The sequence below is a fragment of the Nostoc sp. GT001 genome, from assembly GCF_030382115.1.
Lineage (GTDB): Bacteria > Cyanobacteriota > Cyanobacteriia > Cyanobacteriales > Nostocaceae > Nostoc.
Genome location: NZ_JAUDRJ010000003.1, coordinates 1,638,759 through 1,665,419, shown reverse-complemented (window position 1 = coordinate 1,665,419; position 26,661 = coordinate 1,638,759). Strand labels below are relative to the sequence as shown.

The window sequence follows — 26,661 nt, the reverse complement described above, 5'->3', positions numbered from 1 at the left end:
GGTGCTATTGTATTTCAAAGGAGACAAGCTTGTCTACTCATTTAACTATGACTACTGAATCAAGTCACGCTCGGCAACAAATCCTGGAAACGGCTTCTGAACTCTTCTACCAGAAGGGTATTCAGCATGTCGGTATTAATGAAGTCATTGCAGTCTCAGGTGTTGCTAAACGGACGCTTTACCGTTGGTTTCCTTCCAAAGACTTATTAATCGAGGAAGTGATGAAATATCGCGCTATCCAGTGGTTATGCTGGTTTGAGGATGCAGTTTCAGAGCGAGGCATTACACCCAAAGAACGCTTATTAGGAACGTTTGATGTGTTGCGTGAGTGGTACTCAAGCCCCAATTTTCGGGGTTGTCCGTTCATCAATGCTGTTTTGGAAATTGCCGATACCTCTCATAAAGCACATCAGGTTTCGGTAGACCTACGTGAGTCAATTCGACAAATTATTGTGCGCTTGGCGGCTGATGCAGGCGTTAAAAATCCAGAATTCTTTTCGCAACAGTACCTTCTGCTGATTGGAGGAGCCAGCTTAATGGCAACAATCGAACAGTCACCGAACGGAGCAATATTTGCTCAAAGTGCGCTCTCGGTTCTGATTGATGCCAACATAGGAAATTGACATGAACACATGGTCAATTACACAAAATAAATTAGGTAGACTTCGCTTATATAGTCGCGATTTCTAGTTGTTCGGTGTTCTGCTACAAGATGTAAGTCAACTTAGTTAACAGGGCTAGATGATTTGAATTTTACTTGCAGCTTTTGTAGCTTTTTTCCTAGCCTCTTGGACATTAATACCTTTCGCTAAAGCTACGCCCATTCGCCGATATGGATGAGCATTAGGTTTACCGAATAATTTAATATCTACATCTTTTTCCGACAAAGCATCGGCTACACCACTAAAAGCAATAGAATCAGATTTTTTGGAAGCTAAAATTACTGCACTGGCTGATGCTCCTAGCAGTTCTATGTGAGGAATTGGCAAGCCTAAAATAGCTCTTAAATGTAGTTCAAACTCATTTAAATTTTGTGAGATTAATGTCACCATTCCCGTATCGTGAGGTCTGGGAGAAAGCTCTGAAAAAATCACTTCATCTTTGGTAATGAAAAATTCAACGCCAAAAATTCCGGCTCCTCCTAAAGCATCAGTGACTTTTATAGCTATTTCTTGGGATTTTAATATTTTATCTTCAGAAATTTCTGCGGGTTGCCACGATTCTTGATAATCGCCTCTTTCTTGACGATGACCAATGGGAGAGCAGAAAATTGTCGGCGCATTCCACTGTTTAATTGTCAGTAAAGTTATTTCAATTTCAAAGTTAATAAACTCTTCTACAATGACTTTGTGAGTGTCTCCTCTAGAATTAGCGATCGCATAATTCCAAGCCTTCTCAACTTCACTCTTATCTTGGACTACAGATTGACCTTTCCCAGATGATGACATCACAGGTTTAACAACATTGGGAAAGCCAATTTTATCCGAAATTGCAATCAATTCTTCTAGAGTTGTTGCATAACCATATTTAGCCGTTCTGATGCCCAATTCTTGATGTGCCAGTTCCCGAATTCTATCGCGGTTCATTGTATAGTTCGTAGCAGCCGCAGTCGGAATAACTGTAATCCCTCTCTGTTCAAATTCGATCAGTTTTTCTGTTCGGATTGCTTCAATTTCTGGTATAATAATATCTGGCTGATGTTTTGTCACTACAGCTTCTAAATCATCAGCACTGAGCATAGAAATAACTTCATAAGCATCAGCAACTTGCATCGCCGGAGCATTGGCGTAGCGGTCAACGGCAATCACATAATTACCAAGACGTTGAGCAGCGATCGCAAATTCTTTGCCCAGTTCTCCTGAACCCAGCAACATCAATTTTTGGGGCAACTTAATACTCATTAACTTATCCAGGTCAAGATCAATTCAATCATCTTATAATTTTTTGTGTTTTCATTCCTAACTTCTCAAGAATTAAATATAGCTTTGCGTAGTTCTAAATCTTGACGTTGTAGATAATTTAAACCAATACCTGTGCCAAGCTGACACTTATCTACTAAAGTCTCTACCCAAATAGTCTCGTTCAGAGTTGCACCTCGTAAATCTGCATTTCGCAAATCGGATTTTGTGAAATTTACAAATAAGAGGTCTGCATTTACTAAACTACTACTTTGTAGATTTACTTCTGACAAATTTCCTCGTATGAAGTTGACACCATCTAAAATTAAACCAGATAAATCTGCTCCCATAAGATTAGGAAACTTTAGCTGACTGGGATATTTAAAAAACCGCATTATACAGATTATATTGGCTTCATTTCGTTGAATTTTGGTTAAAAAATCATAACGAGCTATGCCCAGTTGCTTAAGGATTTCTAGACGCTGTGGAGGACTTTGTTCTAAAAAATGGATGGCTGTATAGCGTAGGTCTTGAGTAGAGATGTTTAACATGATTTTCAGATTGTTGTGATACTTGTGTTAATCAATAAATTAACAAATCATATAGCAGTCTTAAACCATTTATAAAAAACAAGAACCCCAATTTCTCAAAAAATTGAGGTTCTAAGTTTATTGATAACTACATAGCTAGTTATGCTAATAATGCTTTCGTAGCAGATTCACCTGCTAATCTCACTTGCCTTGTCAACTGCAAGTTTAACCATCCTAGAAAAGTTAACTCAGCGAGGAATGCCATAAAAATTGTTGTCGTTCCAGAGCCTTGTATACCAGCCCAAGGAAAAGTTGAAAACAGCCATACAGTAGACATCACAGTAGACACCTCTGAAGTGATGCCGATAAATCCTAAAATTATCGGTGGTAGTAACACTGCTGTACCTATAATCCGAATTGCCCAGGAAGAACGTTTGGGAGTTTTCAGCAAAAGTATCAATTGGGCGATGGTAGCATAAATCATGATTACGCTGATAGACAAAGCTATAGCTAAAAGTACTTTAAACCTGTCAACATCGTTAACCAGCCAAGTTTGGTCATTGTTAGTATCAAAAACAGATGTAAATGAAATCCAAACTAGCCAGGGTATAGTAACAATTGTAAGATTAATTGCGATCGCCACGAGTGCAGGGCTTTTTTCAGCCCAAATTAAATCCTGCCAAATACTCTTGTGGCTAGAAACTCCCTGATGTCGATATCTTGCCCAATCTTGTACATCTTGACGGTGAGGGGAAAGAACTGCAATTAAACTTAAAATCAACACCAAGTTGTACGATGCTAGCAAAATGTAATTTTCCCCAAATTGTTGATCTAATGTGTAACTATTTTCACCAATTTGTAAAGTAAAACCCCAGATCATCAACTGGCAAAACGCTACTAATAAATAACTTTGCTTCTTGCTAATTATTGAGGCTTGAGGATTACGAAAGCAACGTTTAAGAATGTGCAAAATTCCGTAACTGCACAATCCCAAGTTTAATAAATGAAAGCCAAGAATACTAATAATATTTCTCCCTAATGGGAGATAGAAAAATTGCAGTTTTTTAATATCCGAGCCATTGGATAGATTAAACAAGTTAGGAAATAAATAATTAGTTGTATCCCAAGGATTAAAAAGTCTAAACCAAGCAGTTGAACTATTCAAACTGTGGTTATAAGACGATGCGAGTAACATCGTTATGAACAAAAACATAAAAATTACACCACTAACTAATAAACCTAACAAAGGCTGAGAACCACTAAATGAACGGCTAAGTAAGCTAAGTAGTAGTGCCGCACTGTAGAAGAAAATACAGCTAGTAGCAAGAATTGTGTAGTAAGCCAAAATGTAACTAAAAGCAATTTTGGCAGAAAGCCCAGCCCATAAATGTAAAGGAACTGCTACTAAAATCAGGAGATAAATTAAACTCGGAACTCCTAGCAACTTGCCAGTCAATATACTTGTTTCTGATTGGGGACTAAGACGGATAAAGTTTAGTGTGCCGCGAGTTTCTTCTTTAGCGAAATCGTTAATTAGCAAATAAGTTCCTGCAACTAGTAGTGTAAATAGAAAAATTACACTCAATGTTAAGAATATATATTCCCAATGATCTCGCCACCACAACTGCCAATCAATTTGATTTGGGGGACAAAAATTTTTTGAAAAGAAATAATTTAACTCATCAATTTTAGATTGATTTGATTCCTTGAAAGCCTGTGTTTGTTGCGGTTCATATATTTGACGTAAACGACAGTATGTACCAGTTAGGGAGTATTCATTATCAGGAAGATTACTTAAATGATATAAGATAACTACCAGTTGCAATAGTAAAGATGTTAAAACTACAATCGCTACATTAACAAATTTAAATTGTCCTTTGAGTTCGCGGAATAATTGCGGATTCCAATCGCCGATTTTGTCTATTAAGTTGAGCATAGTATGACAAACTTATCCAAAAATGGTGAGTGAGATTTATTGATAAATCAAGATGCTTGTTTGTGACCTAATTTTAAGAAAATACTTTCTAAGTCTTCTTGCGTACAGTGAAAATCAGTTAGAGGAATGCCCGCTTTAATTAGCGATCGCAATAACTCAGCACTATCTTCATCTTTGCCTGAAAAATTCACCCGCACACTATTTTTTCCTGATATTACCTCCCACTCTTCTACTAAAGGATGATATTTAAGCTCGCTCAAAAGTGCCTCTAAGTTCCCTAGAGTTGATAACACAATTTGCTGATGGGCTAAACGTTGATAAAGTTGCTGTAGGGAAGTACTTTCTACTAAGAAGCCAAGTTCCATAATTCCTACAGAAGTACAAATTTCCGCTAAATCACTGAGAACGTGGGAGGAAATGATGACAGTCATCCCAGCTTCTTGCAAAGCCTTAATAATTTCGCGAAAGTGCATCCTCGCAATAGGATCAAGCCCAGAAACAGGTTCATCTAGTAATAGTAAAATTGGTTCGTGGATAATGGTTCGCGCTAAACTTAAACGCTGTTTCATTCCCCGCGACAATGTAGAAATCTGACTATTGCGTTTATTACCAAGTTGAATAAGTTCTAAAACTTCATGTAAGCGTTTAGTACGGCGCGGTTCTCGCAAACGATATAAACGCGCAAAGTAATCTAAGTAATCCCAGACTGTCAAATCCTCATATAGTGGGTAGTCATCGGGTAAATAGCCAAGATGACGCTTAAGTTTGAGGTTACTTGTGTCACGGATGAGGCGATCACCATTAATATAAATCTCACCCGTAGTTGGTTCCTCAGCAGTTGCCAACATGCGGATGAGAGTTGTTTTACCCGCGCCATTCGGTCCAATCAGCCCATATACTTCCCCTGCTTGGATTTCTAAATCAACATCATTGACAGCAACATGTCGGTCAAATTGCTTAGTGAGTCCACGGGTGCAAATTGTTAATTCTTTTACCATCGCTGCTAGGGTGCGGCTTGTGATTAACCGCTAACCTAACTTTTTTTACAGCTTTTGTCAGCATGGTTTCAGAAATTGAAACTAGCTTTATGTAAAGCTGCTTTGAGCCATAGGCATTATTTACACCACTTTATCAAAGCTTTGAACAATGCCAAATATTAAGTTTTGCTACGGGGAATACTAAAGCTAGAAATCTCTAGGTGTTCTCAGTTAATCAGGTCAAAGCTGTATGGATTTTGAATCAATTATGAATATGCCTGCGATCGCGCAAGCTATTGCTTATGCTATTGAAGATGGTAGGCAATGGGGATTATCTTTTGCCAACAATTTTTATTGGGTAGGTAATAGAGATAATATTGCAAACTGAATGATATTAGAGTCAACCGCTTGGTCAGTAGGCAACGGCATTTTCAGTGGATTCATCGGACTAGCGGGAATACCCACTGATATTACGATTACTTTATATTCCAATGTAAAACTAGCATCAGCTCTTTTTGCTCTTTATGGCATTGATACAAGAAGCGAATTTGCACGACTACCAGTTTTAGCTGCTGCGGCTGGAGTGGGTGTATCTGAACTGGCTAATCAATTAGGAACTAAAGTAGCTCAATAATTGCCATTCACCACTCTGACAACGAGCCAAAATCAGCCGTACTGCCTCAGCTTCTAAAAAAATCCGTTCTTGTGTCTGGTCATCAAAAGGGCGATTCAGACAACATACATCTAAAAAAATTAAAAACTCCATCGGTACATTTTGCTAGGTATGATATTTGATCTGTAAGCATTTACCTAGTAATCATCAGCTATGACCCAGAACTACCGCATTACTCTACTACCCGGCGATGGCATTGGCCCTGAAATTATGGCAGTGGCGGTAGACGTGCTGAAAGTCGTAGGGAAGCAATTTGATCTGAAGTTTGAATTCCAGGAAGCCCTCATCGGTGGTGCAGCAATTGATGCCACAGGCGAACCCCTACCATCTGCAACTCTAGAGGCTTGCCGTAACAGTGATGCTGTATTACTCGCAGCCATTGGTGGCTACAAGTGGGATTCCCTGCCATCCAATTTACGCCCAGAAGCAGGTTTGTTAGGATTACGTGCAGGTTTAGAATTATTTGCCAATTTGCGCCCAGCGAAAATTTTGCCGCAGCTAATCGACGCCTCGACTTTGAAACGCGAAGTTGTGGAAGGCGTGGATATTATGGTGGTGCGTGAACTCACTGGCGGGATTTACTTCGGTAAACCTAAAGGGATTTTTGCCACAGAAACAGGTGAAAAACGCGGTGTAAATACAATGGTTTACACCGAGTCGGAAATTGAACGGATTGGGCGGGTGGCATTTGAAGCGGCAAAAAAACGCGGCGGCAAACTTTGTTCGGTGGATAAGGCGAACGTATTAGAAGTATCTCAGTTGTGGCGCGATCGCATCACCCAACTTTCACAAGAATATCCAGATATCGAACTCTCTCATTTATATGTAGATAATGCTGCTATGCAGTTAGTACGCGCTCCCAAGCAGTTCGACACCATTGTTACAGGCAATTTGTTTGGTGATATTCTCTCTGATGCTGCTGCCATGCTCACAGGTAGTATTGGGATGTTACCCTCGGCTAGTTTGGGCGCTTCTGGGCCTGGTGTGTTTGAACCAGTTCATGGTTCCGCCCCAGATATTGCCGGACAGGATAAGGCAAATCCTTTAGCACAGGTTTTGAGTGCGGCGATGATGTTGCGCTACGGTTTAGACCAACCAAAAGCCGCAGACCACATAGAGCAAGCCGTATTGCAAGTTTTAGAACAAGGCGATCGCACAGGGGATATAATTTCTCCAGGAAAAAATCTCCTTGGTTGCCGCGCTATGGGAGACTCACTCATCAAAGCGATCGAACAAAAATAATTTTGTATAGCAACTTGGGCAATTTGGCAACCTTTGCCATAAGTTTCGGGTAGACTAAAGGGAAATCTAGCAATCAAATAACAGTCGATAGTGTACGCATTACGACAAGGACAAGCAAATTTTACCGCCCCAAAAAACCAATCGCCTTTGATTGATCCCTCTGTAATCAGAGCTGCTGGGCAGATATACTATACTCACTGTGAAGTCCATCCCGAAATAGCTGGGCAACCTTCCGGTGTAGCAATTAATCGTGTGACTCATCGAGGTAAGGTTATTTTTACTAACCAACCAGTTCTTTTACCTCAAGAGTGTTTTGTGCCCTTAAGTCAAATTGAATCCCACATGTATTAGTCATTGGTCATTAGTCATTAGTCATTGGTCACTTGTACTGAGTTTCGACTGCGCTCAACTACCGCGTAGTCGTTGGCGTAGCCTCTCGTAGAGAAGTATTAGTTATTGACAAAGGACAAATGACAAAGCACAAATGACACAGGACAAATGACAAAGGACAAATGACTGTATGGACATTTTGTTCGCCATCCCGGCGAGTGTAATGGTCTTTGCTTTGGGTGCATCTATTGGTAGTTTTCTCAATGTTATTGTTTATCGCCTACCTGCTGGGTTGTCAATTCTTTGGCCGCCTTCTCGTTGTCCTAAATGCTTCAACCAGCTAAAAGCTTACGACAATGTACCAGTATTTGGCTGGATTTCCTTAAGAGGGCGGTGTCGATATTGCAAGAGCAAAATTTCTGTCCGTTATCCTGTGGTAGAAGGGGTAACGGGCATAATTTTTTTACTAATTTTTTTGGTATTTCAAGTTTCGACTTTAACAATAGGCTATTGGGCTTTTTGCAGTTGGTTATTAGCGCTATCGCTCATTGACTTAGATACAATGACCCTACCTAATCCACTTACTCAGTCGGGTTTAGTGGTGGGGATTTTGTTTCAAATGGTAGTTGGTTTTCTACCAGAAGGTAGTTTTGTGGAATTGGTAAATCACCTGATAATGGCGATAGTTGGTGCAGTATTAGGCTTATGGCTATTTGATGCGATCGCCTTATTGAGTTCAATTGCCTTTGGGAAAACTGCAATGGGTGCAGGTGACGCCAAGTTAGCAGCCATGATGGGAGCCTGGTTAGGCTGGAAATATTTGCTCTTGGCTAGTTTTATTGGCTGTGGGCTGGGAGCATTAATTGGCATAGGTATTTTGATTATGCAGCGATCGCAACAAAAATTAGGACAAAAAATACCTTTTGGCCCTTTTCTGGCTTTAGGATCTGTGATTACCCTGTTTAGCGGCGAAGCCATTTTGTCTAGCTACCTGCGGTTATTTTTTCCAGCCTCTTGAATTGAAATATCGAGCTGGGAGTGGGGAGCAGGAAGCAGGGGAGCAGGGAGCAGGGAGATGAGGGGACAAGGAGATAAACAGAACTCCTAACTCTTAACTCCTAACTTCTAACTCCTAACTCAGCACTCCCAATGCCTTTTCATAAGAAATATTTATAATTCGTGACTGTAACCAACATTACCCCATCTGCCCTTCACATTTTGATAATATTCAGCTTGTGACTTGTATTACCCTCTTAACGACGATTAACCGTTGGCAAGTACAACTACTGCAACAGATGCTGATTGTTCAAAACCCAGCAATACAAATAATTGATTAGGGTGGGAGGGGGAAAGCATCTTATTTGGAGGTTGGTATTCTCATGGTTTTGTCACTACGTCCATATAATTAAGTCTGCTGAAAAAAAGAGCAAGAGACTTGTATTGGTATAAGTATTTTCGTTAAGCTGGCAACCAAAGACGAAAATTAAGGTCTGAATTGCTTAAAAACGTAGTTTAACGATGTAGCCATTAGTCTAAATAAAGAAAAATGACTAATGACTAAGGACAACCCAATACGGTTTGACATGTTTTCGACCTCATACCCACTTAAAATAAAATAAAAAATGGCTAACAACGAAGAATCACGTGGTTTAAAGTCTCTATTTGATTGGTTTGCAAATCGACGGAAGTCAGGATCTACCAGCCTCGAACGTCAAGAACGTGAAATTGCTGATGGTCTGTGGCACAAATGTTCTAAGTGTGGCGTGTTGGCATATACAAAAGACCTGAAAGCCAATCAGATGGTTTGTGTCGAATGTAATCATCACAATCGGGTAGACAGTGATGAGCGCATCCGCCAATTGATAGATAGCAATACCTGGAAACCGCTGGATGAGCATTTACGTCCAACCGACCCGCTAGAATTTCGCGATCGCAAACTCTACAGCGATCGCTTGCGGGAAACACAAGATAAAATTGGCTTAATAGACGCAGTTAGAACTGGTTTAGGTCAAATCAATGGTTTGCCCATTGCCCTTGGGGTTATGGACTTCCGTTTTATGGGTGGTAGTATGGGTTCGGTCGTGGGAGAAAGACTCACCCGCATGATTGAACAAGCCACTCAACGGCGGTATCCTGTAGTTATCGTCTGCACCTCCGGCGGCGCGAGAATGCAAGAAGGAATGCTTTCTTTGATGCAGATGGCGAAAATTTCCGCAGCCTTACAGCGCCATAAAGACGCTCGATTATTATATATTCCCGTTTTGACCAATCCGACAACGGGCGGCGTTACCGCTAGTTTTGCAATGTTGGGCGATATAATTTTGGCAGAACCCAAAGCAACCATTGGTTTTGCTGGTCGGCGAGTGATTGAGCAAACCCTGCGGGAAAAACTACCCGAAAATTTCCAGACTGCTGAAGATTTGCTCCAGCATGGTTTTGTGGATGATATCGTACCCCGTACCCAATTAAAGAACACCCTAGCCCAGCTGATTGCTCTACACCAGCCTGTATTAACAACACCTCACATGGTTTTGTGGGAAACAATGTCTTTAACTTCTACCGCCGCAGAATAAAGTTTGGGGAATGGGGCATGGGGCACAAGAGGCAGAGGGGCAGAGGGGAAAAACTTACTGCAACTTCCCCCCTGCTCCCCTGCTCCCCTGCTCCCTAACTTCTTTGTGGCTCTTGGAGAAACATGAGTGGAACAAGGGCTACTAGTCGGAATACACCAGAGAGGACAAACAAAGTTAGTAAACCTCCAGACTGAGCAAATTGGACGATGAAACTGCCTATAGTTGTGCCTAAAGCGCCACTTACTCCAGCAACGGCAGCTGCGATCGCAAAATAGATAGACTGATTTTTAATTGGTGCGATCGCCAATTGTATATTGTTACTGCACAAATCAATCGCTGCCCAAGTACCTCCAGCTAAAATGTGCAATAGTGGCAACCACAGCCAAATATCAAGGCGATTAATACTAATTCCCAGCCACAGAAATGGTGTGACTCCAACCAAAATCCCAATACAGATGAGGATGGGACGATTGCCTATCTTGTCTGCTAATTTTCCCCACAGAATGAGCATTAGCAAAGTCGCCCCCGCTTGGAGGCTGTTGTAGATAGTCACGTAACTTACATCTAAATCCAGCGTATCCAGCATATAGAGGTTAAAGAAAGGACTGCTGAGGTTAACAGCAAGTGTCCAAAAGCTGAAATACAGCAGAAATATCAAAAAGTTAGAGTTTTTCCAAACACTGTTAGCTAATTGGTTTTGTGGTGGATGAATTGATTGAAGCACTTCAGAAGATTCATCTTTTACAACCTCTGATTGAATCTCACTTGTTTGAGTTAACTTGCCATAATAAGTGTTTTGCGATCGCGGATTCATATCCACCTGGAAATATTGACACCCCAATCCCATAATTCCAAAGACAACGCTTACCAGTAGAACTAACCCATAACCTTGTAGAGATCCCCCATACCAATGTGATACAACTAGACCAGCTATTGGTACGCAAACCAAATTAGTTAGGCTAGCGGCGCTACTGCGTAGCCCAAAATACCTGCCTCGTAATCGTCGGGGAACTATCATTGCCACCCAACTTAACCACGATGCAGTTCCTAATCCTCCCAAAAGATTGCTGAATAGAACAATCAAGAGTGTCAATATCACTAACTGGTGAGTATCAACCACTCCCCAACTGGCGCTGGCAATACCAATTACTAAAATCAGCCATAGCAGCCGACCAATTCCGTGTGTCCGAAGCGAATATTGAAAACGGCTGGTGCTGCGTTCCGACAAGTAAGCACCCAATGGCTGAATGAGATTGACCAACATCGGGATAGAGCAAAGCATCCCAAATACCACTGGACTAGCACCCAATTCCACCAATAAATTGCTGAGTAAAATCCCGCCAGTTCCAAGAGAGTAAACCGATGCTAAGACAGAATCCGCAGTGGAAGCTTTTAAACTAGTGCGAATAGTATCCTTGGGAATTCGAGAGTTTGGAGAGATTGCTGTTGGTGCTGAGGCAATCTGGGGAAATTCTAGAGCCAGTGGCGCAGTTGTTTCAGCCTGAACAGAATCCATAATCTATGTTTATGGGTAAAGTACCCTGGGATAAACCCGGTTGTAGAGAAAGTCAGTATGCTTCAATTAGCATTGCTGATAATTTTTTGTTATTTTAGCTTGCAATTTTCAACAAAAATTTCAAGTAAGTAAAATCTCACTCTTCAATAACACAAGATATAAGGGAGGAGAAAGACTTTTATCTGTCTGTGATTAATAAAAGATTATTTAATTTTTTAGGATTGGTGATGGCGATCGCGATCGCTATTATTGCTTGTCAAAGCCTACAATTGCCAAGCAAACCGTTAGCATCTACCGCAGTCACCATCAAACTCAGTGGTTGGGGAGGTTCTCCCGTTGAGCAAAAACTCTTGAGACAAGTACTGCAAGACTTTGAGGCACAACATCCAGCTATTAAGGTCAAATATGAGGTAATTGCCGACCAATACATGGATGTAATCAAAACTCGTTTAGTTGGAGAAGCTGCACCTGATGTTTTTTATCTAGATGCGCTGGAAGCTCCTTTCTTGATGAGTCAAAATGTCCTAGAACCGTTAGATAGTTATATCACTCCCAAATTTGACTTAGTAGACTTCGAGGATACCCTACTCAACAGTTTTAAATATCAGAACCAGATTTACGGTCTTCCCAAAGACTATTCCACCCTTGCTTTGTTTTATAACAAAAAAGCCTTTGCCTTTGCAGGCTTGAGTAATCCACCAGCGACTTGGGATGAATTACGGACTTACTCGAAGCAATTGACAGGCAAACTTAACAAATACGGCTTTGGTGAAATTCCAGAATTGGCGCGTCAGGCTTATAAAATCAAAGCCTTTGGTGGACAACTCGTTGATCAAAACGGTTCTGCTACCTTTGCTAGTGAGGCAGGTTTACAAGGTTTAGAGTTGGTAGTTGACCAGTATCAAAAAGACCGTTCCTCTGCCCAAAAATCTGATGTGGGGACAAACTCAGGTAGTGAAATGTTTGGTCAGAATAAAGTGGCAATGGTGATTGAAGGTAACTGGGCAATTCCTTACTTAACAGAAACTTTTCCCCAAGTAGAGTTTGCTACTGCACCACTGCCTACGATTAATGACAAAAAAGGCACAATGGTGTTTACAGTTGCCTACGTAATGAATAAGCAAGCACAACACAAAGCCGAAGCCTGGGAATTAATTTCTTATCTCACAGGTAAAGAAGGAATGCAAAAATGGACAGGAACAGGATTTGCTTTGCCAACACGTAAATCAGTGGCAAAGAATTTGGGTTATGACCAAGACGCGTTGCGATCGCCATTAGTTGCGGGTGTTAATTATGCTACACCTTGGCAGGTGGGGAAATATCCAAGTGCGATCGTGAATAATTTTGATAACCAGTTTGTCAGCGCCTTGTTGGGGCAACAGCCATTAAATCAAGCAATGCTGAGGGCAGAGAATGAAGCAAATCAGCAGATTAAAGCGATGCATTGACCGAAAGGGCTTCTTGCTTTTCTCCTAAATCGTCGTAGACTTTGCCAATACCAAGGAGGGTGGTGGCTGTGGCTTCCCAGCCTTTATCATCAACTTGTTGCCAAAGCTTCAGCGCTTCTTGCCATTTTGCGATCGCCTGTCGCAGTGATTCTGCTGTCCCTTGTTGATAAAGCTGCATCCCCTCTTGAAAAACCCGTTCCGCAGCAGCACGAGTGGCATTTTGTTGAGTAGTTTCTGGCTGTTGTGCTATTTGTAACTCTCTGTTTCTCAGTGTAGCACCTACAGCATTAGACAACAAAACCGCACTCAGAAAGAAAGTTAAACTGTAGCGGGTCAATTTTGGTAGAAACCACCAGCAAACTCGTTGAGACTTTGCACTTCTCTTCATTCTTTAGCCTCACAGCCTCAATCAGTGATTATTTACAGCCCTATCCCGTCGGCATCAATTCCGATTATTAGTAAATTATTTAACTGTCGCCAGTAATATTGCTGAAACTTTAGATTGATTTTACGGTTGCGGTTTAAGGTTGCAGTTGTGGTTACGGTTTTTGTAACCAACTCATCGGTAAACCCTGATTTTCTCGTCCTGACGCTTCCTAACGAGAGACTCATATGTTGCACTTAGCCCTGGCGATTAGAAATCGCGGCTATACAAACAAAGTCCGCCATCGCGCTTGCGCTGCGCGAAGCGCACCACGCGGACTAATACAAAATCAAGGTTTTCNAACCCGCGCAGGCGGGTTTTGCCTGTGTAGCCGCGACTTTCAGTCGCCTGGTGCAAGATATCAGGAGAGGGATGAGAGGTGATAATAGTTATTGAACGAGTAAAGGTAACTTTGATATGTCGTATAAAGTTAGCATTGTTATCGAAAAAGATGAATATGGATATTATGCTTATTGTCCTGAACTTCCTGGTTGTCAATCTCAAGGTGATTCCCTAGAAGAAGTACAGGCAAATATCAAAGAAGCAGTTGAGCTTTATATAGAAACCTTGTCAAATTCAGAAAAACAGGCGCTTCAGAACAAGGAAACATTCACAATAACCTTGGAGGTAAAAGTTGCCTAAGCTGCCACGTTTGACTGCAACAGAAGCTGAAAAACTTTTATTAGATGTAGGCTTTATTCAAATTAGAAGCAAAGGAAGTCACAGGATTTATTTTCGAGAAGAAGTGAGAGTAGTGATTCCTTTTCATTCAGGAAAAATATTGCACCCAAAAATAGTTAAACAGGTTTTACAAGCCATTGACATTTCTGAGAATGAAGCGACAGCAGAAGAAGTAATACCTGAGACTGATGAATAAAAATACCATCCCCGAAGCGGCGCTTTTATATCCTCCACCAAAAGACCTACAGCGAAATGGGCAGTTAGAAACCGCGTCTACACGAAACTTTACCCAACTCCGTGTGTTTCAAAACCTTAATTTGACCTTAGTCCACTTGGTGCGCTTCGCGCAGCGCAAGCGCGATAGGCGGACTTTACCTGTGTAGCCGCGAATTCCATTCGCCAAGGCAAAAGTAGACACGTATGAGATGCGATCGCCTATTACGAAACTGAATTTAAATGGAGAGTGGGAAGCGATCGCAACAACAGGAAGACGAGTTATTTTTTACGAGCAATTAGGGTGTGGTAATAGCGATCGCCCCACAGATCCCAATTTATATTCCATAGATTAGTTCAAAGAAGAACTCTATTTTTGAATCGTTTCGCAGCCATCCCGATGGATCTATTTCTTACTCTTGAGATTCTACCTTTTGGATAAACTTCTGAATTGCTTGTAAATACGAGTTACTTCCAGGTTGATAAATTTGGACATGTTTTCCTTTTGGAATTAATAAAAGTTGTTTGGGTTCAGGGGCAGCATCATATAACTGCTGACTCATGTAGGATGGAACAATGCTGTCATTAGTTCCATGAATAAATAAAACGGGAAGACGTAGAGAACGAACTTTAGAAATAGAATCAAACTTTTGTGTTAGCAGTAACTCGATGGGAAACATACGTAACCAATCTCTATATTTGATTTCCTCTGCCATTGATGTAAAAGAGCTTTGCACAATTAATCGACTTGCTTCTGGATGTTTTACTGCCAAATCTATAGCAACTGCTCCCCCCATTGATTCGCCGTAAATAACAATTCTCTCAGGAGGTATTTGTTGTATTTTTACTAAATAATTCCAGGCTATTTGACTATCTTGATAAAGCTGAGACTCACTAGGGAAATTCCCTTTGCTACTACCATAACCTCGGTAGTCAATCACTAATACAGAAAACCCTAACTGTCGCATTGCTTGAAGTCTGCCTATATAATTGTAGTAACCTTTATTATTAGCAGCACCACAAAAGTATAAAAATGTTTTAGGTGATTTTAAAATTTTTACAGGCTCATTTGGAATTAAAGAAACTTTCTCTTTTGGTAATGGTGCTGGAATCCACCAGCCATGTATATATTCATTAGAGTCGGTAATAGATAAACGCACATCTTTGTAAGGAAGAAAAAAGTCGGGTGAACTAGGTAGAGTTAAAATTTGTGGAGTGGGGCTAAATATCAAAGAACGCTGCCGAACAAACAAAAATAGACAAGTTGAAATGTAGGCGATCGCTATTGCTCCTAGACTTGTTAGCAGCAGTTTTCGATGATTAAAATATTTCATATTCCTAAAGTTATTTTCCAAAACTACCAAAAGGTGCAATGTCTACGACGGGCTACGCCTACGCTATTTTTATTAGCCCATTTCTAAAACAATCCCCATTCTAATTTCAGAGTTTCTAACTTAGGATTCTTTACACTCATTCTCCTACACTCTTCTAAAAATTCTTTGACTTGTTCTTCGTTAAGACTTAACCCACCATCTTGTAGATTATTGATATAAGTAATCACATCTGAAGTTGTTAAAGCCGAATTGATTTCTTCTAGAAGAATAGCATTTCTAACTTCCCGACAAACTAACTCAATATCGGATGAAGTAAATCTACCACTTTTATCTGCAAGAATTTCAAAGTTGACTAGCTGATTAATATCAATTTTCGACAAGTAGTATTGGAATAAATCTCTTCTCTCTACTTGATCCGGTGGAAAAACAGGAATCTTCCAATCCAATCTACCAGAACGTTTCAAAGCACTATCAATGCCACTCAAATAATTAGTTGCAGCAATGACAATTACATCACTATTTTGAAGATTATTTAGTTCTATAAGTAACTGGTTGATGGTTGCCTTTTGGTCTGTATGTGCGTTGTCATCATTACGATTAAATCCAATACTGTCTAATTCATCAATGAATAAAAGTGAAGGAGACTTTTTCTTAGCTTGAGCAAATATATCTCGAATATTCTTTTGACTTTGCCCGATCCAAACACTGACAATATCGGCAGGAGAGAACTTAAAGAAATATCTCCCAGACTCATTAGCAAAGGCATTTGCTAGTAGAGTTTTACCACATCCCGGTAAGCCATAGAAAAGAATTCCACCAATTGAACTCTTATATCCTTTAGATTGCAGCTTCAAGAGTCTAGTTAGTTTATCTTTTTCTTCATTTAGCCCTTGTACTTGGCTAAAGTCAAGCTTAAATTCTTTGATGCGGTTAGTAATTGGATATGCTTGTACTAAACTAGTTTTTTTAGCTCCATAATTAAAAGATGGATAGTCGATAGAGTCAAAGGATACTGGGACTAATTGGTGTTTTTCATAATCAGGAGCCATGATTACAACTTGGAAGCGATCGCCATAATATCCAGAAAACTTATATTCTAATATTTCCTTAGCCTTTTTCAATTGGTAATAATTTCGTGCTATCTCAAAACCAGGAATTACTAACCAAAGGCTTTCTAGTTTATTTGGCCATACTTTTGATTTCCTTAAAACTCTTTTAATTGAATCTAAAAAGAGGTTATTATCCTGAAATTCCTGGTATTTGAGAGTTTCTATTTCAACCACTACCTGATTTTTGACATAGACTTCAATAATCTCATTTTGGTACTCTTCATCATCATCTGATGTATCTTCATCGATTGTTTCTTCATCGCTAGAAGTCAATTCAACTTCACAGCCGATATTAGACAATCCATATCCTAGACTTTCCAACGTTTTAATAGCAAAATACTTAAGGTAGATATATTCTTTACTTTCTTGCTGCCACTTCAGAGTGTAAAAATGTTCAGCTTTCATTTTTAATAGTAACTGTGACTCAGCCTGTATTTGAGCCTTTTGCAATTCGACAAAGTAATCTTGCAAAGATGCATCATCTTCCTCTATTTCATAATATGGAAGTTCCAGTAATAGGCGGAAATGGGCGTATACTTCCTCTTTGTATTCAATAGAGGCTTCATTTGGATATTTACACCTGAGAGTAAAAGTAAAAGGAATTTTACTAGCAACTCTATCTACCAAGTAGCCTAAAGCATCTTCTTGTTGATGAGCTTGGATTTCTAATGCCGATGGACAATGAAATAAAATAAAAAATTGTTCGGAATTATATTTATTGGCATATAGGGATATCTGTTCAAACTGCTGATCGAATTTTTCAGAATCAAGCAATTCTAAACCAGTGTTGCCAAGTATAATACTGGTCATGGTTGAACGATAAAACTGAAAAATGCTAGCATCAGAGATAGAATTTTCTTGTTCATCTTCACAATCTTTATCTTCTGAGACAATACTTGTAGGAATTTTCCTAGCAGCAGCTTTGGGGATACTATTATAGCCGCCATACTGGTATTTTCTAATTAATTCATAATTAAAGATTTTGACAACAATATCAGAGAAGAAATCTTCTACTTGTGGAATTAAAAAAATACCTACTGGCTGGTGAGAATCTAAACACGCTTGAAATCGTTCATATTCTTGTTCAGAGCCAAAATCAAACAAGTAGTAGAAAAAATCGTGTTTAACTGAGATTGCCTCTTTTAGTTTGGCTGAAATAGATTGAGATTCAGCAACTTCATTTATTGGTTCTACACCTTTAAGAAAAATTGCTATTTTTGTATCTAACGGAATATGCAAATCCAACTGAGGATTTGCACAAAGCCCTAATTCATCAAGAGCAGTATTAAAATCATCTATGAATGATTGACTTCTACGCTGGTAGCCAAACTGTTCTATGATGGTTTTGACCCGTAGGCTTTTTTGAGTTTTCCCAGTTCTCTGGAGTTTATTTTTAATCGAACGTAAGTAGGCTGTATATGACATTTTGTGAGCATCCCAAGGAAACTAAATATATAGTTCCCTAACTTACATATCCAGCTAACTCACACAAGCAATGTCTTTATTTTTGTCTGGGAGTACGATAAATAATCATGCACAATCCATCGCTACAGCCGGGTTAGTGCGAGATTAGATGGAGGTTCAGTAGTGTTTGAAATCAACAGGCGGCGGAGTAACCCCAGGCGGAACATCACTGAAGACTTGGCTGGGTATATGTTTATGATGCCCACCATTCTAGTTTTGGGAACTTTTGTAGTCTTACCCATTCTCTACGCCGTTTTTCTTTCTTTGCAAAAAGTCCAACTTCTTGGCGGTATTGAGTACGAGTTCATCGGTTTTCGCAACTTCACACGATTAGCTGAAGATGAAAGAGTTTGGATTGCTTTGAGAAACACCGCCGAATATGTAGGTATTGTTGTGCCAACTCAAACTATCCTGGCTTTAATTCTGGCAGTAACTCTGAATTCTGCAATTCGCGGTAAAAACTGGTGGCGTATCCTCTATTTTTTGCCGACAGTCACTTCTTCAGCAGTGCTGACACTCATCTTTATGTGGATTTATAACACTGATGGGCTACTAAACGATTTTCTCGCTTTTGTGGGGCTACCTACTTATAACTGGTTGGGCGATCCAGCAGTTGCGCTTAAAGGGATTATGATCATGAACATTTGGTCAACTGCGCCGTTTTTCATGGTGATTTATCTGGCGGCGTTGCAGGATATACCCCAAACACTTTACGAAGCGGCGGAACTTGATGGCGCAAATGGATGGCAGCAATTTATCCACATTACTCTTCCCTTGCTTAAGCCTGTAACCTTCTTTGTGGCAACAGTGGGGGTAATTGGGACTTTTCAACTTTTTGACCAGTCTTACATCTTTTCTGGCGGTACTGGCGGGCCAAACAACGCTACCTTAACTGTGGTGTTGCTGATTTATCAAGCTGTATTTCGGAATTTACAAATGGGATATGCAGCTGCGATCGCATTTTTGTTAGCAGCAGTTATCATTGCCATCACTTTGATTCAGCGGCAACTTTTCGGAGGTGAACGAATTTGACTAACACCTCTGGCTTATCCTGGCTCAAAGCCCTGTTGTATGTCTTACTGACCCTCTATGCCATCATTACCCTAATACCCTTTCTCTGGGCACTTTCAGCATCATTTAAGCCGCTAACAGAGATTGTCAGTGGTGAACCCAACTTTCTCCCCAAGAATTTTACTCTCGATAACTACAAGCAAATCTTTCTCCAAGAACCGCTATTTTGGCGCTGGCTGTTTAATAGTGTAGCGATCGCCGTCAGCGTCACACTTTTAAACTTGTTGTTAAACTCAATGGCTGGTTATGCCTTGGCGAGACTACGCTTTGTAGGCAAGCGCTTTTGGTTTTTCCTAATTTTGGCAGTACTGGCAGTACCAGCGCAAATCACCCTGATTCCCACATTTTTGATTTTGAAAGCGATCGGCTGGCTAAATTCTTACCAAGGCATGATTGTTCCTAGCATGGTTAATGCCACTTTTATCTTCATGATGCGGCAGTTTTTCGTTAATTTTCCTAAAGAACTAGAAGAAGCAGCTCAACTCGATGGCTTAAATACCTTTGGAATTTTTCGACACATTGTCTTACCTTTGGCAAAACCAGCACTAGCAGCACAGGCAGTTTTTGTGTTCATGGGGAGTTGGAATAATTTTTTACTGCCTATAGTTATCCTATTTGACCCAGAAATGTTTACCCTTCCCTTGGGGCTGAACACCTTTAAAGGTCAATACATCAGCTATTGGAACTACATTATGGCGGCTTCTATGGTCTTTACCCTGCCAGCTTTAGGCATTTATGCCTTTTTTAATCGTTACTTTATTCAAAGCGTCACCTTTACCGGGGGAAAAGGTTAATAGGCATTGGGAATGGGGCATTGGACACATGGCTTATTCCCCTTGCCTTCCCGATCCCCCTATTCCCCAAACAGTATTTTGGGCAACAAATTGCACTCCTAACGTGATATTGGTATTACAGCGACTCAATCTCTATCTATCAGTAAACAAGCATTATGGGTTTTGCAGACCTATCGATCGCAGAGATAGCAGCCGACTACAGCATTCCTGTAGAACAAGTGTTTTCTCTGTGCAACCAACTGGGAATCGCCTACAAACACCAAAAGACCCGTTTGGCGTTAGAAGATGCAAAGGCGATTATTTCCCAAATATCCTCTGAAATACGCCCCAATGGTACTAACGACTTGGTGGGTGATCACGAAGTCACCTGAAGGGTTATTTCAGAACTTTGGCTAATAACTGATAGCTAATGATAAAAAACAATGAGTCATTAGCAATTAGCAGCTTGGAGATTGAGAATCGCGTTCTTAGCTGTGTTGAGCGTCAAAATCTTTAAGGGGAAACATGTTTATAAGACTAATTGGCGTTGTTGTGGCTACTGTTTTACTCTCGTTTCAGTTGATTGTCGGTAGCGCGACAGCAGTGGAACTAGACGAAGCCACCCGAACAGTGCCATTAAATGCTCAAGGTGATACCGTTGTACTTAGCCTTAAACAAGTCAAAGAAGGCAAACGCTTATTTAATTACGCTTGCGCCCAATGTCATGCTGGGGGAGTTACCAAGACAAACCAAAACGTGGGACTCACTCCAGAGGACTTGGCACTAGCAACACCTAACCGTAACAACATTGAAGGTTTAGTAGATTACCTGAAAAATCCCACTACTTACGACGGGGAAGAAGAGATTTCCGAAATCCACCCCAGTCTCAAAAGTGCAGATATTTTCACAGCAGTGCGAAATCTGACGGATGATGACTTGGAGGCGATCGCTGGTCATATTCTCTTACAACCCAAAATCGTTGGTACTAAGTGGGGAGGCGGAAAAATCTATTACTAAATCCCAGAGTTGAGTCATTGGGAATAGGGCACTTGTACTGAGTTTCGACTGCGCTCAACTACCGCGTAGTCGTAAAGCCTGCGGCACAGCTTCGCTTCGGGCGCAGCCTCTCGTAAGAGAAGTATTGGGCATTGGGAATAGGGCATTGGGAAGAATTCAGTCTCCATTTCCTATTCCCCGTTCCCCATTTACTGCTTATTGGACAGCTTTTTGCAATAAATTGCTCTCCATTCTTAAAAAAAAATTGATCTATGACAGATTGTCATACTTTGGTGTTGATTTTATTTAAAATGAGAAAGGGAAAAAAATTGTTTGTTAGGAGAGAGCTATGAAATTAATTTCGGCAAGCTGGCGACGCCTTAGTTTAGCTGTGTTGACAATCCTTTTAGTTGTTAGCAGCTTTGCTGTTTTTACTCCCAGTGCTTCAGCTGAAACCTACCAGGTGAAATTGGGTAGCGATAAAGGAATGCTGGCATTTGAACCGAAAAAGTTGACAATTAAACCAGGTGACACTATTGAATGGGTGAACAATAAAGTTCCTCCCCATAACGTTGTGTTTGATAATGCCAAAAACCCCTCTAAGAGCGCTGATTTAGCTAAATCTCTGTCTCATAAGAAGTTGCTCATGAGTCCTGGCCAAAAGGAAACAACCACCTTTGCAGCAGACGCACCTGCTGGTGACTACACCTTCTACTGTGAACCTCATCGTGGTGCTGGCATGGTTGGTACAATTACTGTCCAAGGCTAGAAACACCAGCGTTTGACACGAGATGATTACTCAATGAAATTAGCTCATCGCCACACGCTACACTCCTAGAGTGAAGTATAAAATGCAGAAATGGCGGTAACGAGTTCTATCCTTACCTAAGACGCTAAACAATCTGTAGCGATCAAGGAGTGAACTTGTTACCGCTAATTTTGATCAAATTTGACTTAATCAGGGATTAATCGCGTTTATACTCTTGCTGGAGGCTTGTTGCGAGGAAATACTGTTGAGAATACTTTTATTAATTCTACTTTCGGCGATCGCCCTATTCAAATTTACATTCATTAGTCCAGCACTAGCTGCCGAAACATCCAACGGTGCTAAAATTTTCGAGGCTAACTGCGCTTCTTGCCATATAGGTGGCGGTAACATCCTTATCAGCCAGAAAACCTTGAAAAAGGAAGCATTGTCAAAGTACCTAGAAAATTACAATCAAGACTCAATCGAGGCGATTATCCACCAAGTGCAAAATGGTAAAAATGCTATGCCTGCCTTTAAAGCCAAGTTAAGTTCTGAGGAGATTCTGGAGGTAGCTGCTTACGTTTTTCAAAATGCAGAACAAGGTTGGTAAAGTAGCTATACTGTATAGTTTTTCTGGGGTGAGCGTTTGCCTATCTTTTGTTAATAGCTTAGTTAGACGCTCACCCCAAAACATTGGAGAATTTATTTGTTGGAAATCCCTCAGTGCATTTCCTTCTTGGAAGCTTTTAACGCAATACAGTTCAGTTAAGCATTTCTTCTCTCTGTGCCCTCTGCGCCTCTGTGGTTCGTTAAAAAAATTGACTTTGACAAAGAGTTTTAGCCTTAACCCAAACGTATTGTATTTTAAACAGGACTTATACAAAAAATAGTCGAAAAGAATGATTTTCAGGTAGGCTTTTTTATCAGACGCTGCAAATGCATCTAGATAAATTACCCCTACCTGAATCCAAAATCATCAACGGGCGATTATTTTTCTGGATTAGACTTTTGTCTGTTTTCCTTGACTTCGCGCAACCGTTCTACTAATTTTTTATCCGATTCAGCAGCGGATGTAGACTGACCCTGATTGATTTTTGGCAACAATAAAGGTTCAGAAGTAGTAGTTGCCGATGAAGGCGTAGGCTGGTTATTTTTAATTTGCAGTTCAGATAATGGTTTGGGAGTAGCTGCTGGTAAGGATGTAGGCGGGTTATTTCTGATTTGTAAATCAGGTAATGGTTTAAAAGTAGCTGCTGGTGAGGGGGTAATCTGATTGTTATTGATTCCCGGTGCAGATAATGACGAGGGGTTTTGCTCTTGAGTAGTCCCAGTAAGATTGCTCGTGCTGTTTTGGAAACGTAGGTTAAATGGATAGGAACTAATCTGTTTATCTCCCTTGGGGGATTGCTTGTTGAAGTATTGCCTTGCTTTTAATTGCAATTCCGGGGAAATTAACTTGTCTTGAAATTTGATATCTAAGACCTTACCATCAGGATCTACAACCAATACTCCTAAAACAGCACCTTCAAGATTTGACTTATTCGTGGATAATGTTTGACGGATGACTGGTTTTTGTTCAGCGTTGGGGTATTGTTGCTGGACTTCCTTTCTCAGGTTGGCGTAAGAGTCTAGCTGTGCAATTGCCTGTTGAGTTCCCTTCGGTGATAAATCAGCTGTTTGTAGCGTGCTTCCCCTAGTTCCAATTAAAGTATCCCCATTCCTTGGAGCTTGTTTTAGAGAATTTATCAGCGGGTTTTGAGCAATTGTAGACGACGCATTAGGAATTGGTTGCGTCATTGGCTGCGAAGTCGGATTTACCTGTGCTGTTGCAACGGGTGTAGTCTCAGATAAGATTGGAGGCTGGGGATTGCGCAGAAGATCCGCAGGTATTTGCTGCGACTGCAATTCTGGCAACCTATTTACAGCTAGCGGCTTAGGTGGCTCGTATTTAGGGACACTCTCATTCACATTTACACGAGGAACTGGTTGAGAGAATCTAGCGCTGGTATTAAATTTAGAACTATCAAATTTAGACGCGTCAAACCGCAAATTATCACTCGGAATCATCCGCAAAGACTGCCTTGTAGGCAAGGAAGAGACTCGATAGTTATTTGATGATGGCGGTAGCGGAGGTAATACCATCTGGCTGGATGGCGATGGCGCTAATGGGGTTAATCCCGGTTGGAGGCTAAAGTTTGGAGCAGCAAGTGGGGCAACTGGAGGTAATTGTTGTAAACCAATTTGGGGGGTGCTTTGCGGCAAACGGTTTTGGTCAGCTTGGCTCAATTCCAAAAGTCCGACTGTTTTGGATGATGCTGTTTCTTTGGGCTTGTTAGACTCCATCGGCATCAATGGTACGATCATGGCGATCGCACCGTGGATACCAAGGGAAGCAATTGCTGCTATCCCAATTGGCTGGCTTAAGAGGTCTGGTATATTTTTCAGCAGGGAGACGTAAGACATAGCTGTTATCGTTCACTCACTCAGTTGCAGTTGACTAGCGATTTTCTCTTTTCGATATTGCAATATCTTGCAAAATATGCGTTCTTCATAAGGAAATAATAACTTCCTCTGCTGGCAATCAAAACGCCAAAATTGCCATTTATTCAAGTTTTTAATTAATCTAATGACGCTGTATCATATCTTCAAAATTTGAGTCTGCTAAAGAGGTATTTGAAAAATTACTACTTTTGATTTTTTATTGTTATGACACACACAATTAAAATTAATATCTGGGAGTTTTATAAAGTTTAAGTAGACGCACAAGTTTGAATACATCAAAACATCTGCCGAAGTTACCTTGTTTTTCAACTGTTTTTCAGTCAACTACACTTCTGTAACAGATGACACACGTGTTTGTCCGAGACTGGGCCCTATTTGAAAATACTACCACATCGGCAGCCCCTAAAACTGTTGCAAATTGTACAATTTTATTGACATTCTAGCCTTAAATTCCACCAAAGCTATTGGTTTTTTCTCCAAGGAGTGAGTCAGGCGATCGCAATTCTAGCTCTTGAATATGACTACTTGTTCGTCAAAAAAGTTCAAATTCTCAATCATTGCATCTAAAATTTCAAATGCCGTTACCGACAGTTATCTTGCCTGGATATCTAGAAAGTGCGATCGCTTATCGCCAACTAGAACAATCCCTACAAAACTTAAATTTTCCCACAGTTACAGTGCCACTGCGACGGCGTGACTGGCTCCCCACTTTGGGAGTAAGACCCGTAATATCGATTTTGCAACAACTCGATCGCACGATCAAGGGTATATTGCAGCAACATAATGCTACTCAAATTAACTTAATTGGTCACTCAGCCGGAGGTTGGATATCCCGCATTTACATGGGAGAAAAGCCCTATTTAGCACGCGGTGATGTCAAACCATTTCTCTGGCAAGGACATCCCTTGGTTGCTAATCTCATAACCTTGGGTACACCTCATATTAGCCAAGAACGCTGGACACGTTCCAATCTAGATTTTGTCACCAATCACTACCCAGGAGCGTTTTACAAAAACGTTCGTTACGTTTGTGTGGCTGGCAAAACTATCTTTGGGAAAAGGTGGCCTGGTAGTTGGTTAGCTTACAGTAGTTACCAATTAACTTGTGGTAAGGGTAACACTTGGGGAGATGGTATTACGCCCATTGAAGCTGCTCATTTGGAGGGGGCGGAAAATCTAGTGATTGAAGGTGTCAAGCATTCTCCTAGAAGTCCTGGAATTTGGTATGGCTCACCAGAACCCTTAAAAGCTTGGGTACAGTATTTGATTTAAAAAACTTTATTTTTATATAAGAAAAGTAAAAACTATTAAAATTTATTAGCTAAAATCGTAATAAGAATAAATACTTAGTTAAGAACAGGAGGGGTGAGCCATGCAAAGCACCCAGTTCGATAAGATTTTGCGACGAATAGCGACGATATTATCAGTCGTGATTTTGACTCTGTGTTTAATTTATATCTCTACCGGAATTTTGCTTTCTTTTTACTATGAACCGACAGCAGGCGGAGCTTATAACTCATTGAAGATGATTAATACACAACTGCCATACGGCTGGTTGTTTTGGAGAGCGCATGATCTTGCTGGTAATGGGGTAATTGCGATCGCTCTCATTCAAATTGTAGTGATGTTTTTAGGTCGGCAATTTCGCAAGAGTTGGCTGGCTGCTTGGATTAGTGTGATTTTGTTAACCCTAAGTGCGATCGGGTTGGATTGGACAGCGATGATTTTAGATTGGACTCAGGAAGGGTACTGGCGTTTTAGCATTGAGCTAGGAACCATCGAAGCCATTCCTTTGATTGGTGGGCAACTGCGCGAAATCCTGACTGGTGGTGGAGCCATTAACACAATTACCGTCGAACACCTTTACACAATCCACAGTTATCTGATTTCGGTAGCGACACTAATTCTCGCCATAGTACATTTGTCTGCTTTACTCTGGCAAGAATGGCAAATGTATCAAGAAGCGCCAAAACCAGAAAGCGAATTTATTCCTTCTCAAGGGTGATAAGAGGAAAGGAGGCAGCACTTCGGCTACGCTCAGTGACCGGGGGGCAGAGAGCAGAGGGGAGAACGCCATAAATAAATTTATTTGCTCTGATCTTGGATGCATTATTTCTTGTGCTATGCATCTCGAAATAAATATTTAACATTAAGCATAAATAAATTTATTTGCTCTAATTCTGGGAAATTACAACATTTTCTCCCCTGCCCCCGGTCACTGAGC

The 26,661-nt window shown here is 40.7% G+C and carries 30 protein-coding genes; 20 read left to right on the top strand and 10 right to left on the bottom strand.

All coding sequences use genetic code 11. The features are described from left to right. The first annotated feature begins 47 nt into the window (after positions 1 to 47). Positions 48 to 623, top strand: a complete 576-nt coding sequence (locus QUD05_RS09920) for a TetR/AcrR family transcriptional regulator (protein WP_289795886.1) — start codon at positions 48 to 50, stop codon at positions 621 to 623. Between the two features lie 114 nt (positions 624 to 737). Here the strand turns inward: QUD05_RS09920 and purT are convergent, their stop codons facing one another. The 4 genes from purT to QUD05_RS09900 all read right to left on the bottom strand — a co-directional run bounded on the left by purT (position 738) and on the right by QUD05_RS09900 (position 5,362). Further along, positions 738 to 1,901, bottom strand: a complete 1,164-nt coding sequence (gene purT / locus QUD05_RS09915) for a formate-dependent phosphoribosylglycinamide formyltransferase (RefSeq protein WP_289795885.1) — start codon at positions 1,899 to 1,901, stop codon at positions 738 to 740. Positions 1,902 to 1,966: 65 nt separating this feature from the next. Beyond that, positions 1,967 to 2,449 carry a pentapeptide repeat-containing protein gene (locus QUD05_RS09910; protein ID WP_289795884.1) on the bottom strand — a complete coding sequence of 161 codons (483 nt, stop codon included), beginning with the start codon at positions 2,447 to 2,449 and terminating at the stop codon, positions 1,967 to 1,969. Between the two features lie 139 nt (positions 2,450 to 2,588). Continuing rightward, the gene (locus QUD05_RS09905; protein WP_289795883.1) at positions 2,589 to 4,364 is read right to left on the bottom strand and encodes an ABC transporter permease subunit; all 1,776 of its coding nucleotides are present in this window, start codon (positions 4,362 to 4,364) and stop codon (positions 2,589 to 2,591) included. A gap of 47 nt (positions 4,365 to 4,411) precedes the next feature. After that, entirely contained in the window at positions 4,412 to 5,362 is a 951-nt protein-coding gene (locus QUD05_RS09900) for an ABC transporter ATP-binding protein (protein WP_289795882.1), read from the bottom strand. A gap of 229 nt (positions 5,363 to 5,591) precedes the next feature. On the opposite strand from QUD05_RS09900, the gene QUD05_RS09895 reads away from it, so the two are divergent. Next, the gene (locus QUD05_RS09895; protein WP_289795881.1) at positions 5,592 to 5,729 is read left to right on the top strand and encodes a hypothetical protein; all 138 of its coding nucleotides are present in this window, start codon (positions 5,592 to 5,594) and stop codon (positions 5,727 to 5,729) included. Next, the gene (locus QUD05_RS09890) at positions 5,730 to 5,975 is read left to right on the top strand and encodes a hypothetical protein (RefSeq protein WP_289795880.1); all 246 of its coding nucleotides are present in this window, start codon (positions 5,730 to 5,732) and stop codon (positions 5,973 to 5,975) included. Here the strand turns inward: QUD05_RS09890 and QUD05_RS09885 are convergent. Continuing rightward, a complete protein-coding gene (locus QUD05_RS09885) occupies positions 5,952 to 6,107 on the bottom strand; it encodes a hypothetical protein (protein WP_289795879.1) in 156 nt (51 codons plus the stop codon). The two genes, QUD05_RS09890 and QUD05_RS09885, sit on opposite strands and share 24 nt — an antisense overlap. Before the next feature lie 60 nt (positions 6,108 to 6,167). Between QUD05_RS09885 and leuB the strand changes: the two genes are divergently transcribed. From leuB to accD, 4 genes are all read left to right on the top strand, one after another. Further along, positions 6,168 to 7,256, top strand: coding sequence for a 3-isopropylmalate dehydrogenase (gene leuB, locus QUD05_RS09880; RefSeq protein WP_289795878.1), 1,089 nt, complete (start codon positions 6,168 to 6,170; stop codon positions 7,254 to 7,256). Between the two features lie 90 nt (positions 7,257 to 7,346). Further along, a complete protein-coding gene (locus tag QUD05_RS09875) occupies positions 7,347 to 7,607 on the top strand; it encodes a hypothetical protein (RefSeq protein WP_069070883.1) in 261 nt (86 codons plus the stop codon). Positions 7,608 to 7,776: 169 nt separating this feature from the next. Next, on the top strand, positions 7,777 to 8,604 hold the full coding sequence (locus QUD05_RS09870) for a prepilin peptidase (protein WP_289795877.1): 828 nt from the start codon (positions 7,777 to 7,779) through the stop codon (positions 8,602 to 8,604). A 604-nt stretch (positions 8,605 to 9,208) separates the two neighbouring features. Then, the gene (gene accD, locus QUD05_RS09865) at positions 9,209 to 10,159 is read left to right on the top strand and encodes an acetyl-CoA carboxylase, carboxyltransferase subunit beta (protein ID WP_069070881.1); all 951 of its coding nucleotides are present in this window, start codon (positions 9,209 to 9,211) and stop codon (positions 10,157 to 10,159) included. A gap of 94 nt (positions 10,160 to 10,253) precedes the next feature. Here the strand turns inward: accD and QUD05_RS09860 are convergent, their stop codons facing one another. Continuing rightward, entirely contained in the window at positions 10,254 to 11,675 is a 1,422-nt protein-coding gene (locus tag QUD05_RS09860) for an MFS transporter (RefSeq protein ID WP_289795876.1), read from the bottom strand. Positions 11,676 to 11,902: 227 nt separating this feature from the next. Here QUD05_RS09860 and QUD05_RS09855 point away from each other — a divergent pair, with 227 nt between their 5' ends. Then, positions 11,903 to 13,123 (top strand): ABC transporter substrate-binding protein, encoded by a 1,221-nt coding sequence (locus QUD05_RS09855; RefSeq protein WP_289799933.1) that lies wholly within the window; start codon positions 11,903 to 11,905, stop codon positions 13,121 to 13,123. Here the strand turns inward: QUD05_RS09855 and QUD05_RS09850 are convergent. Beyond that, positions 13,107 to 13,511: a tetratricopeptide repeat protein gene (locus QUD05_RS09850; protein ID WP_289795875.1), complete on the bottom strand. Its 405-nt coding sequence runs from the start codon at positions 13,509 to 13,511 to the stop codon at positions 13,107 to 13,109. The genes QUD05_RS09855 and QUD05_RS09850 overlap by 17 nt on opposite strands. 453 nt (positions 13,512 to 13,964) lie before the next feature. Between QUD05_RS09850 and QUD05_RS09845 the strand changes: the two genes are divergently transcribed. Genes QUD05_RS09845 through QUD05_RS09830 form a run of 4 tightly spaced genes read left to right on the top strand, consistent with a single transcriptional unit; the run spans position 13,965 to position 14,797 of the window. Continuing rightward, positions 13,965 to 14,189, top strand: coding sequence for a type II toxin-antitoxin system HicB family antitoxin (locus QUD05_RS09845; protein WP_190935193.1), 225 nt, complete (start codon positions 13,965 to 13,967; stop codon positions 14,187 to 14,189). Positions 14,190 to 14,199: 10 nt separating this feature from the next. Further along, the gene (locus QUD05_RS09840; RefSeq protein WP_289795874.1) at positions 14,200 to 14,424 is read left to right on the top strand and encodes a type II toxin-antitoxin system HicA family toxin; all 225 of its coding nucleotides are present in this window, start codon (positions 14,200 to 14,202) and stop codon (positions 14,422 to 14,424) included. Then, positions 14,417 to 14,611 carry a hypothetical protein gene (locus QUD05_RS09835; protein ID WP_289795873.1) on the top strand — a complete coding sequence of 65 codons (195 nt, stop codon included), beginning with the start codon at positions 14,417 to 14,419 and terminating at the stop codon, positions 14,609 to 14,611. The genes QUD05_RS09840 and QUD05_RS09835 overlap by 8 nt, the downstream gene beginning before the upstream one ends. 42 nt (positions 14,612 to 14,653) lie before the next feature. Beyond that, positions 14,654 to 14,797, top strand: coding sequence for a hypothetical protein (locus tag QUD05_RS09830; protein ID WP_289795872.1), 144 nt, complete (start codon positions 14,654 to 14,656; stop codon positions 14,795 to 14,797). 57 nt (positions 14,798 to 14,854) lie between these two features. On the opposite strand, the gene QUD05_RS09825 is transcribed toward QUD05_RS09830, so the two are convergent. Then, the gene (locus QUD05_RS09825; protein WP_289795871.1) at positions 14,855 to 15,775 is read right to left on the bottom strand and encodes an alpha/beta hydrolase; all 921 of its coding nucleotides are present in this window, start codon (positions 15,773 to 15,775) and stop codon (positions 14,855 to 14,857) included. Between the two features lie 83 nt (positions 15,776 to 15,858). After that, entirely contained in the window at positions 15,859 to 18,309 is a 2,451-nt protein-coding gene (locus tag QUD05_RS09820; protein ID WP_289795870.1) for an ATP-binding protein, read from the bottom strand. A gap of 162 nt (positions 18,310 to 18,471) precedes the next feature. Between QUD05_RS09820 and QUD05_RS09815 the strand changes: the two genes are divergently transcribed. The 6 genes from QUD05_RS09815 (at position 18,472) to petJ (ending at position 22,546) form a co-directional block, all read left to right on the top strand. After that, positions 18,472 to 19,380 carry a carbohydrate ABC transporter permease gene (locus QUD05_RS09815; protein ID WP_289795869.1) on the top strand — a complete coding sequence of 303 codons (909 nt, stop codon included), beginning with the start codon at positions 18,472 to 18,474 and terminating at the stop codon, positions 19,378 to 19,380. Continuing rightward, entirely contained in the window at positions 19,377 to 20,213 is an 837-nt protein-coding gene (locus QUD05_RS09810) for a carbohydrate ABC transporter permease (protein ID WP_289795868.1), read from the top strand. The genes QUD05_RS09815 and QUD05_RS09810 overlap by 4 nt, the downstream gene beginning before the upstream one ends. Before the next feature lie 155 nt (positions 20,214 to 20,368). Next, a complete protein-coding gene (locus QUD05_RS09805; protein WP_099100724.1) occupies positions 20,369 to 20,584 on the top strand; it encodes a hypothetical protein in 216 nt (71 codons plus the stop codon). A 133-nt stretch (positions 20,585 to 20,717) separates the two neighbouring features. After that, positions 20,718 to 21,209 carry a photosystem II cytochrome c-550 gene (gene psbV, locus QUD05_RS09800; RefSeq protein WP_289795867.1) on the top strand — a complete coding sequence of 164 codons (492 nt, stop codon included), beginning with the start codon at positions 20,718 to 20,720 and terminating at the stop codon, positions 21,207 to 21,209. Between the two features lie 328 nt (positions 21,210 to 21,537). Beyond that, a complete protein-coding gene (petE, locus tag QUD05_RS09795) occupies positions 21,538 to 21,957 on the top strand; it encodes a plastocyanin (protein ID WP_289795866.1) in 420 nt (139 codons plus the stop codon). Between the two features lie 244 nt (positions 21,958 to 22,201). Then, entirely contained in the window at positions 22,202 to 22,546 is a 345-nt protein-coding gene (gene petJ / locus QUD05_RS09790) for a cytochrome c6 PetJ (RefSeq protein ID WP_289795865.1), read from the top strand. Positions 22,547 to 22,923: 377 nt separating this feature from the next. Here the strand turns inward: petJ and QUD05_RS09785 are convergent, their stop codons facing one another. Continuing rightward, positions 22,924 to 24,399 (bottom strand): hypothetical protein, encoded by a 1,476-nt coding sequence (locus QUD05_RS09785; protein WP_289795864.1) that lies wholly within the window; start codon positions 24,397 to 24,399, stop codon positions 22,924 to 22,926. Between the two features lie 614 nt (positions 24,400 to 25,013). Between QUD05_RS09785 and QUD05_RS09780 the strand changes: the two genes are divergently transcribed. Beyond that, the gene (locus QUD05_RS09780; RefSeq protein ID WP_289795863.1) at positions 25,014 to 25,709 is read left to right on the top strand and encodes an esterase/lipase family protein; all 696 of its coding nucleotides are present in this window, start codon (positions 25,014 to 25,016) and stop codon (positions 25,707 to 25,709) included. Positions 25,710 to 25,809: 100 nt separating this feature from the next. Next, positions 25,810 to 26,442 carry a cytochrome b N-terminal domain-containing protein gene (locus QUD05_RS09775; RefSeq protein ID WP_289795862.1) on the top strand — a complete coding sequence of 211 codons (633 nt, stop codon included), beginning with the start codon at positions 25,810 to 25,812 and terminating at the stop codon, positions 26,440 to 26,442. The last annotated feature ends 219 nt before the right edge of the window (positions 26,443 to 26,661 follow it).